The organism is Acidovorax sp. GW835-FHT14G06 (genome assembly GCF_058793595.1).
In genome coordinates this window covers 39,629-49,037 of the sequence record NZ_JBXAGA010000011.1, presented here as the reverse complement: position 1 = coordinate 49,037, position 9,409 = coordinate 39,629, and the positions used below count along the sequence as shown (strand labels likewise).

The window sequence follows — 9,409 nt, the reverse complement described above, 5'->3', positions numbered from 1 at the left end:
ACCCGCGACCCCCGGCGTGACAGGCCGGTATTCTAACCAACTGAACTACCACTCCTGGCAGGCAGCTTTTCGCTTGCATTTACCAACACAAGCCAAGCGCTACAAACTTGGCGACCCTACGGGGATTCGAACCCCGGTACTCACCGTGAAAGGGTGATGTCCTAGGCCTCTAGACGATAGGGTCAAAACCTTGGAACTAACCGTTGTCAAGTGACGTGGTGGAGGTAAACGGGATCGAACCGATGACCTCTTGCATGCCATGCAAGCGCTCTCCCAGCTGAGCTATACCCCCACTAAATGACTTCAAACACTTAGTATTTGTTGTCATCACCTGAGCCTTGAATTATAGACAGATTTTTAGCGGTTTCGCAAACGCGCTACAACTTTTTCGCGTCCGACCAGTTCCAGCACAGCATCGACCGATGGCGTGTGGGCTGTTCCAACCGTCAGCACGCGGGCGGGCATCGCCAGCTGAGGCATCTTTAGGCCGTGAGCCGCCAGCACCTGCTTGAACGCCGCGCTGATAGAAGCCTTGTCCCATTCACATGCCACCAGAGCATCAGCCAGTGCATCCAGAGCGGGCGCAATGGTATCGGTGACATGCTGGGCGCGCTCTGCATCCACAGGCGACACATCGCCATAAAAAACCTGTGCCCAATTGGCAAGCACGACTGTGGTGTCGCACCGGTCTTTGAACAGCGCACAGATCCGGGACAGACGGCCATCAGCCAACGCATCGGCCGAAACACCACGCGCCTGCAACTGCGGAGCAACCAGCGCGGCCAGCGCATCATCAGCCATCGCTTTCAAGTGCTGGGCATTCACCCAGCGCAGCTTGGCTTCATCGAACTGCGCAGCGCTCCGGCCCAGATGGTCCAGGTTGAACCACTGCAGGAACTGCTCGCGGCTGAAAATTTCGTCATCTCCGTGACTCCAACCCAGACGCGCCAGGTAGTTCACCATGGCATCGGGCAGATACCCTTCATCACGGTACTGCGTGACGGGCTTGGCGCCATTGCGCTTGCTCATCTTCTCGCCCTGCTCATTGAGCACGGTGGGCAAGTGGGCGTACACCGGAGGTTCCTTGCCCAGGGCGCGGAAGATGTTGATCTGGCGCGGTGTGTTGTTCACATGGTCGTCGCCACGGATCACATGCGTGATCGCCATGTCGATATCGTCCACCACCACGCAGAAGTTGTAGGTGGGCGTACCGTCGGGGCGCGCGATCACCAGGTCATCCAGCTCGTCATTGCTGATCTCGATGCGGCCCTTGACCTTGTCATCCCAGGCCACCACGCCTCCTTGCGGGTTCTTGAAGCGCAGCACTGGCAAAACCCCTTCGGGAACAGGCGGAAGAGTCTTGCCGGTTTCGGGGCGCCAGGTGCCGTCGTAGCGGGGCTTCTCCTTGGCAGCCATCTGCCGCTCACGCAGGGCATCCAGCTCAGCCACGCTCATGTAGCAGGGATATACGTGGCCAGCCGCCTGCAACTCCGCCAGTACAGCTTTGTAGCGATCCATGCGCTGCATCTGATAGAACGGGCCTTCGTCGTGGTTAAGGCCCAACCAGGCCATGCCCTCGATGATGACGTCCACTGCCGCCTGGCTGGAGCGCTCCAGATCGGTGTCTTCGATGCGCAAAATGAAATCCCCCCCCGTGGCACGGGCAAACGCCCAGGGATACAGCGCCGAGCGGATATTGCCCAGGTGAATGAAGCCCGTGGGAGACGGAGCAAAACGGGTGCGCACGCGGCCGGCGCTCGAGGCAGTGTTTTCAGTCATAACAATCAATTCTGGCCCTCAACGGGGCCAGTTTCACGGTGGAGTCAATCCAGCAAGGCGCAGCCAGCGCGGCTGCCGCATTGCCCGAAAAAGCCGGGGCTACACAGGGTGTGCAATGGCCCGCGGTGCTTGCGCAAGTCCTTGGCTACGCTTCCTGTGCATTGGGCAGAGCCAGGCGCGAGGTGTCTTCCTCTCCCTCCTCTGCGCCCACACGCCCTTCGTTCAAGCTGGCGATGCCTTCTGCTGTGATGTCGCCGGTCACATACACGCCGTCAAAACACGAGGCATCGAACCCAACGATGGCATTGTTGAGCGCGCCCACGGCCTTCTTCATGCCGTCCACGTCCTGGTAAATGAGAGCGTCGCAGCCGATGGCCTGGCGAATCTCTTCCACTGTACGGCCATGGGCCACCAGTTCACTGCTGGTGGGCATGTCGATGCCGTACACGTTGGGGTAGCGCACGGGTGGCGCTGCGCTGGCCAGGTACACCTTGCGAGCACCTGCGTCGCGCGCCATCTGCACAATCTCGCGGCTGGTCGTGCCACGCACGATGGAGTCATCCACCAACAGCACGTTGCGGCCTTTGAATTCGCTGCCAATCACGTTCAGCTTCTGGCGCACCGACTTTTTGCGCACTCCCTGCCCCGGCATGATGAAGGTGCGCCCCACGTAGCGGTTCTTGACGAAGCCTTCCCGGTAGGGGACGCCCAACAGATGCGCCAGTTGTGTGGCGCTGGGGCGGCTGGACTCGGGGATCGGAATGATCACATCGATTTCGTTGGGTGGCACGGTGGACACCACGCGTTTGGCCAAGGCTTCACCCAGGTTCAGACGCGCCTGATAGACAGATATGCCGTCAAGCACCGAATCAGGCCGCGCGAGGTACACAAACTCAAAAATGCAGGGGTTGAGCTGCGGGTTCTCTGCGCACTGGCTGGCGTGAACCTGTCCATCGAGCGTGATGAAAATCGCTTCGCCCGGGTTGATATTGCGCTCGAACACATGGGACGTGCCCTCCAGCGCTACCGACTCGCTGCCCACCATCACCGTACCGTCCTGGCTGCGCCCCATGGCCAGCGGGCGGATGCCGTGAGGGTCGCGGAAGGCCAGCAGGCCATGGCCAGCGATCAGCGCGATCACGGCATACGACCCCTTGATGCGCTTGTGCACCGCTCGCACTGCGGTGAACACGTCCTCAGGCTGCAACGGCACGCCACGCGTAGCGCGTTCGAGTTCGTGCGCAAACACGTTCAGCAGGACTTCCGAATCACTTTCGGTGTTGGTGTGACGATGGTCCGTCTGGAACAGCTCGGTGCGCAGTTCGCGTGCGTTCGTCAGATTACCGTTGTGCACCAGCACGATGCCGAACGGGGCGTTGACGTAGAACGGTTGCGCTTCTTCCTCGCTGTAGGCATTGCCGGCGGTGGGGTAACGCACCTGGCCCAGGCCCACGTTGCCCGGCAGAGCACGCATGTTGCGAGTGCGAAAGACGTCGCGCACCATACCCTTGGCCTTGTGCATGAAGAATTTGCGGCCCTGCTGGGTCACGATGCCAGCCGCGTCCTGGCCGCGATGCTGCAAGAGCAGCAAGGCGTCATAGATCAGCTGATTGACGGGCGCAGGACTGACGACGCCGACGATTCCACACATAGTTGTATTCCATCCGTTTGCGGGAACAGCCCCGCGGTCATCCAACAGCAGCAGCTTCTGGCCGCTGCCGCTTCGATCTCACGAAGGCAGATGCCTTCCAAATTCGTCCGGCAGCGCCGGTTTCAACCCCTTGAGCACGTCGGTTAAGACCGGTGCGCCCCGCGATTCCTGCCACCACTGCGCCTCGTGCACGGGGGTCATGCCAGCCACCACGGCCACGGCAAGCAACAGAACCAAACCACGCAGCACACCAAAAACGGCGCCCAAGGTGCGGTCCGCAGGGCGCAGCCCCACAGCTTCCACCAGCTTCTTGGCCAGCCAGGCCAGAAAACCGCACGCAAAAACCGAAGCCACAAACACCACCACGAAGCCCGCCGCATATCTCAGCGACTCCCCCGAACCACCCATGGGCAACAAGGCCGCCGCATCGGCTGCAAACCACTGCGCCACAAAAAACGACACCACCCAGCCCAGTACCGATAGCACTTCAAAAACCAGACCACGCCACGCACCAATCAGCATGGAGGCCAGCAGCACGGCCACAAACACCCAATCCAGCGCAGCCATGGACAACAGAGAACCTGATCGATGCTTACAGGGTCAGCACCGAAGCCGACAGGTCCAACGCCTTGATGCGCGCCGCCGCCTTGTCTGCCTCTGCCCGGTTGGTGAACGGGCCCACACGCACCCGGGTGCGCTTTCCGTCCTTGGTATCCACCACCTGGGTATAGGTCTTGAGACCCGCCCGCTCTACCTTGGTGCGGGCTTCCCGGGCTTTTTCAGCGTCAGCGAAGGCACCGACCTGCACGATAAAGCGGGCCTCTTCGGCGCTCGTGGCCGCTGGCGCTTCAGTGGTGCGGCCTTCCAGCAAGGCGCGGGCACGCGCAGAGTCGTCGGCACGCGCAGGCTTGGGCTCGGGTGCAGGAGATGGCGCGGGGGCCAAGGGCGGCTTGGCCTCGTGTTTTACCTCGGGCTTAGCGGGTACAGTTGCTGGCGCCGCCGCAGGTTTGCTCGTTGCTGGGCGAGCGCTAGGCACAAGTTCCTCACCCTCGGCCAAGCCGTTAGCGGCGGCGGTACGCGAAGGCGCAGGCCGTTGCGTAGTGGCAGTCGGGGCTGGCTCTGGGGTGGAGGGTGCAGCCGGCTTGGCGGCGGTAGTTTCAGCCACTGGCGCAGGCACCACCAAAGGCGCTACCTTGTTCCGGTCCGGGATTTCGATGGGAATATCCACCGGAATAGGCCTTGGCTGGGTATCAAACAGCAGGGGAAATCCGATGACCCCCACCAGCACCAGCACCGCAGCGCCAATCAACCGATGCCGGGCGCGGCGGCGCATCACTTCGATGCTCTCAGCCTGTGGTGTACGCGGGCGCTTGGACGGCTTTTCGGCCTGTTGCTGCTCACCCTGACCGGGCCACCGGAACTTGAAAAATGCCATGGACTAAGGACTCGTGAGGCGCTCAGGCGCCCAGATGTTTGGCGTGCAAGCGGGGTGTTCCATTGATCAACACTCCCCCCACCGTGTAGAACGAGCCAAAGACCACAATTCTATCAGCGGGGTCTGCGGCAGCCACCGCCGCCTGCAGGGCCTGCAGTGGGTCGGCATGCAAGCTGGATGTAACGTCCCGGCGACCACCAGCCACCATGTGCACGGCATTCCACTTCTGCTGCAACACGGCGGCCGACTCTGCGCGCGGAGTGGGCAGATCGGTGAAATACCAACGGTCCACCAGAGGCCCGACCTTGGCCAGCATGGGCGCCAGGTCTTTGTCCGCCATGGCGCCAAACACCGCGTGGGTAACGGGGAAGAACCCCATCGCATCCAGGTTGGCCGTGAGCGCCGCCACGGAGTGCGGGTTGTGCGCCACATCCAGCACCAGGGTCGGTTGCCCCGGCACAATCTGAAAGCGCCCCGGCAACTCCACCATCGCCATGCCGTTGCGCACAGCCTGGGCGGTCACCGGCAGCCGGTCACGCAATGCCTCGAAAGCGGCGAGCACGCCCGAGGCGTTCACGAGCTGGTTGGCACCGCGCAACGACGGGTAGGCCAGCCCGGCATAACGCCGCCCCCGTCCGGCCCAGCTCCACTGCTGCTTGTCGCCCGAAAAGTTGAAATCGCGCCCAAAACTCCACAAATCTGCGCCAATCTCCCTCGCATGGTCCACCACGCTCTGGGGTGCCACGGGATCGCTCACGATGACAGGGCGGCCTGTGCGCATGATGCCCGCCTTTTCGCGGCCAATGCTCTCGCGGTCCGGGCCGAGAAATTCTGTGTGGTCGATGTCAATGCTGGTGACGATGGCGCAGTCGGTGTCGATCACGTTGGTGGCATCCAGCCGCCCTCCGAGGCCGACTTCTAGAATTGCCACATCCAGCAGCGCATGGCTCATCAGCCGCAGGATGGCCAGGGTGGTGAACTCAAAATATGTGAGCGACACCTCGTTGCCGTTCTGGGTTCTGGCGCTCTCCACTGCCTCGAAATGGGGTACCAGGTCTGCCGCCGAGACGATTTCGCCATGCACGCGGCAGCGCTCTTCAAAATGCACCAAATGCGGTGAGGTGTACACGCCGGTGCGATAACCTGCCTGCAGCGCCACCGCTTCGAGCATGGCGCAGGTCGATCCTTTTCCGTTGGTGCCCGCCACCGTGATCACCGGGCACTCGAACCGCAGCGCCATGCGGCGGGCGACTTCGGCGACCCGATCCAGGCCCATATCAATGCTGCGGGGGTGCAGCTGCTCGCAGTGGCGCAGCCAGCCTTCCAGGGTGTGGGGTTTGGTTTGCATACAGCCGGGGATTGTCGCCGAGCCAGCATTCACCCCCGCGATTTCGAGGATGATGCGCAGCATGAACACCGCCATCACCGTCTACGGCATCCCCAACTGCGATACCGTCAAGAAATCCCGCGCCTGGTTTGCCGAACAGGGGCTGGATATCCAGTTTCATGATTTCAAGAAGCAAGGCGTTCCCACCGAGCTGCTCCCTGGCTGGCTGAAGGCTGTGGGCTGGCAGAAGCTGATCAATCGTCAGGGGACCACTTGGCGCAAGCTGGACGCAGCCACACAGGCATCGGTGCAGGACGACGCCAGCGCCAGTGCGCTGATGCAGCAACAACCCAGTGTGATCAAGCGCCCCGTGGTGCAGTGGCAGCACGCCCAAGGCACGCATGTGACCGTCGGATTTGTGCCAGAGCAGTGGCCTGCCGGGCTGAATGGCGCATCCAAGGGCTGACTTGGGACGGGGAACGCGGGAAAATCGCACAAATCTTTACGCAGATTTACGGCGTCCGGGCCCCGAATTGACCTTGCGGGCCTAAACTTTTCTGCAGTCTGGTGCGTTATGTACCGACCCGAAAGGAGTTTCTCCATGAAAAAGATCGTCATTTTTTCTGCCCTGGCAGCCGTCGCCGTCGTGGCCAGCGCTCAGGAACAAGGCCGTGTGCTGTCTGCCACGCCCATCATTCAGCAGGTCGGCGTTCCGCAGCAGGTGTGTGGCAACGAGACTGTCTACAACGGCAACCGCACGACGGGCGCCGGCGCTGTGATTGGCGCGATTGCCGGGGGCGCTGTGGGCAATACCATCGGCAAGGGCAGCGGTCGCGCAGCAGCCACCGCCATCGGGGTGCTGGGTGGCGCCGTAGTAGGCAACCAGATCGAGGGCAACGGCCAGCCGCAGTATCAGAACGTGCAGCGTTGCTCCACCGAGACGTACTACGAAAACCGTACCGTAGGCTACAACGTGGTGTATGAATACGCAGGCCGCCAGTACACCACCCGCACCCAGAACGATCCGGGCCGCTGGATCCCCGTGAACGTGCAGCCCGCCGGCCAGACCTATTCCACACAGCCCGACCCGTATGCGGCCCAGGGTGTTTACAGCCAACCGGGTGTGGTGACCTCCACCTACCCCGTGCAGCCGGTGTACCAGGCGCCGCCCACCTATGTGACGCCCCCGGTAACGGTCATTGAATACGGCTACGACAGCGGCCGCCCCTACTACCCGCACCACCGCAACCCGTACTGGCGTTGAAGGCTGGCAGCGTAGCCGCACAAACCAGTGAATAAAGAGCCCTTCGGGGCTCTTTTTCTTGGTGCAAGCGGCGGCGGGCATGGGTTTCGTTGGGTCGCACAGCCCAATGCGTCAGCACCCTGCCCTAAAATCGCGGGTTTCCTCCATTCCTACGCGCGCATCCATGACCACCGAAAAAATCGACGGCGTGTCCGTCACCACCCAGGCCAATGTGTACTTTGACGGCAAGTGCGTGAGCCACGGCATCACCTTCCCGGACGGCACGAAGAAGTCGGTGGGCGTGGTGCTGCCCGCAACGCTCACGTTCAACACCGGCGCTCCTGAAATCATGGAATGCGTGGCAGGCTCGTGCGAATACAAGCTGGCAGGCACCGATGCATGGGTGAAATCGTCCGCAGGCGAAAAGTTCAGCGTGCCCGGCAACTCCAAGTTCGACATCCGCGTGACCGAGGCCTACCACTACATCTGCCATTTCGGCTGAGATGTTCGGGCTGAAATTTGCTTGATTTTGGCCTCTAGCGCTAGTCCACAATGCGCTGGCAGCTATCATTTTTGAAGAAGATTCCATGGCAACCATCCTCCAGAACCTCCCCCTCGGCCAAAAGGTCGGCATCGCCTTCTCTGGCGGCCTGGACACCAGCGCCGCACTGCATTGGATGAAGCTCAAGGGCGCCGTGCCCTACGCCTACACCGCCAACCTGGGCCAGCCTGACGAGCCCGACTACGACGCCATCCCCCGCAAGGCCATGGAATACGGCGCCGAGAAGGCCCGCCTGGTGGACTGCCGCACGCAACTGGCCCACGAAGGCATTGCCGCCCTGCAGGCTGGCGCCTTCCACATCAGCACCGGCGGCCTGACCTACTTCAACACCACCCCCCTGGGCCGCGCCGTGACCGGCACCATGCTGGTGGCTGCGATGAAGGAGGACGACGTCAACATCTGGGGCGACGGATCGACCTTCAAGGGCAACGACATCGAGCGCTTCTACCGCTACGGCCTGCTGACCAACCCCTCGCTCAAGATCTACAAGCCCTGGCTGGACCAGCTGTTCATCGACGAACTGGGCGGCCGCGCCGAAATGTCGGCATTCATGACCCAGGCTGGCTTTGGCTACAAGATGAGCGCCGAGAAGGCCTACAGCACGGACAGCAACATGCTGGGTGCGACGCATGAAGCCAAGGACCTGGAGTTCCTGTCCAGCGGCATCCGCATCGTCAACCCCATCATGGGCGTGGCGTTCTGGAAGCCAGAGGTCGAAGTGAAGGCCGAGGAAGTGTCCGTGACCTTCAACGAAGGCCAGCCCGTGGCGCTGAACGGCAAGGAGTTCAATGACCCGGTCGAGCTGATCCTTGAAGCCAACCGCATCGGCGGCCGCCATGGCCTGGGCATGAGCGACCAGATCGAAAACCGCATCATCGAAGCCAAGAGCCGCGGCATCTACGAAGCCCCCGGCCTGGCGCTGCTGCACATCGCCTACGAGCGCCTGGTGACCGGCATCCACAACGAAGACACCATCGAGCAGTACCGCATGAACGGCCTGAAGCTGGGCCGCCTGCTGTACCAGGGCCGCTGGTTCGACCCCCAGGCCATCATGCTGCGCGAAACCGCCCAGCGCTGGGTGGCCCGCGCCGTGACCGGCACCGTGACACTGGAACTGCGCCGTGGCAACGACTATTCGCTGCTGAACACGGAATCGCCCAACCTGACCTATGCGCCCGAGCGCCTGTCGATGGAAAAGGTGGAAGACGCGCCGTTCAGCCCACTGGACCGCATCGGCCAGCTGACCATGCGCAACCTGGACATCTCGGACACGCGCGGCAAGCTTGGTGTGTATTCGCGCGCTGGCCTGCTGTCGCTTGGCGGCAACGCAGCTTTGGCACAGCTGGAAAACGATCGCAAATAGGACCACACGGAATATTGGTCGTCAAATGGGGCTCTAGCGCCGTCACATA

9 protein-coding genes and 2 tRNA genes are annotated in these 9,409 nt (G+C 62.1%); 4 read left to right on the top strand and 7 right to left on the bottom strand.

Translation table 11 applies throughout. The features are described 5' to 3' along the window. Window positions 1-108 precede the first annotated feature (108 nt). The 7 genes from AC1Q64_RS19045 to folC form a co-directional block, all read right to left on the bottom strand. A tRNA-Glu gene (locus tag AC1Q64_RS19045) sits at window positions 109-184 on the bottom strand. A 32-nt stretch (window positions 185-216) separates the two neighbouring features. Further along, window positions 217-292, bottom strand: a tRNA-Ala gene (locus AC1Q64_RS19040). A 65-nt stretch (window positions 293-357) separates the two neighbouring features. Further along, window positions 358-1,779 (bottom strand): glutamate--tRNA ligase, encoded by a 1,422-nt coding sequence (gene gltX / locus AC1Q64_RS19035; protein WP_291437732.1) that lies wholly within the window; start codon window positions 1,777-1,779, stop codon window positions 358-360. Window positions 1,780-1,924: 145 nt separating this feature from the next. Next, complete coding sequence (gene purF, locus AC1Q64_RS19030) at window positions 1,925-3,430, bottom strand: amidophosphoribosyltransferase (protein ID WP_291437730.1); 1,506 nt, start codon at window positions 3,428-3,430, stop codon at window positions 1,925-1,927. A gap of 78 nt (window positions 3,431-3,508) precedes the next feature. After that, on the bottom strand, window positions 3,509-3,997 hold the full coding sequence (locus tag AC1Q64_RS19025; RefSeq protein ID WP_291437728.1) for a CvpA family protein: 489 nt from the start codon (window positions 3,995-3,997) through the stop codon (window positions 3,509-3,511). Between the two features lie 25 nt (window positions 3,998-4,022). Beyond that, window positions 4,023-4,865 (bottom strand): SPOR domain-containing protein, encoded by an 843-nt coding sequence (locus AC1Q64_RS19020; protein WP_291437726.1) that lies wholly within the window; start codon window positions 4,863-4,865, stop codon window positions 4,023-4,025. Between the two features lie 22 nt (window positions 4,866-4,887). Beyond that, window positions 4,888-6,213 carry a bifunctional tetrahydrofolate synthase/dihydrofolate synthase gene (folC, locus tag AC1Q64_RS19015; RefSeq protein WP_492252423.1) on the bottom strand — a complete coding sequence of 442 codons (1,326 nt, stop codon included), beginning with the start codon at window positions 6,211-6,213 and terminating at the stop codon, window positions 4,888-4,890. A gap of 52 nt (window positions 6,214-6,265) precedes the next feature. Here folC and AC1Q64_RS19010 point away from each other — a divergent pair, with 52 nt between their 5' ends. From AC1Q64_RS19010 to argG, 4 genes are all read left to right on the top strand, one after another. After that, the gene (locus AC1Q64_RS19010) at window positions 6,266-6,658 is read left to right on the top strand and encodes an arsenate reductase (RefSeq protein WP_291437723.1); all 393 of its coding nucleotides are present in this window, start codon (window positions 6,266-6,268) and stop codon (window positions 6,656-6,658) included. A gap of 135 nt (window positions 6,659-6,793) precedes the next feature. Next, window positions 6,794-7,456: a glycine zipper 2TM domain-containing protein gene (locus AC1Q64_RS19005; protein WP_056063736.1), complete on the top strand. Its 663-nt coding sequence runs from the start codon at window positions 6,794-6,796 to the stop codon at window positions 7,454-7,456. Window positions 7,457-7,619: 163 nt separating this feature from the next. Then, window positions 7,620-7,937 (top strand): pyrimidine/purine nucleoside phosphorylase, encoded by a 318-nt coding sequence (ppnP, locus tag AC1Q64_RS19000; protein WP_015014470.1) that lies wholly within the window; start codon window positions 7,620-7,622, stop codon window positions 7,935-7,937. Window positions 7,938-8,022: 85 nt separating this feature from the next. Then, window positions 8,023-9,360 carry an argininosuccinate synthase gene (gene argG / locus AC1Q64_RS18995; RefSeq protein WP_291437718.1) on the top strand — a complete coding sequence of 446 codons (1,338 nt, stop codon included), beginning with the start codon at window positions 8,023-8,025 and terminating at the stop codon, window positions 9,358-9,360. The last annotated feature ends 49 nt before the right edge of the window (window positions 9,361-9,409 follow it).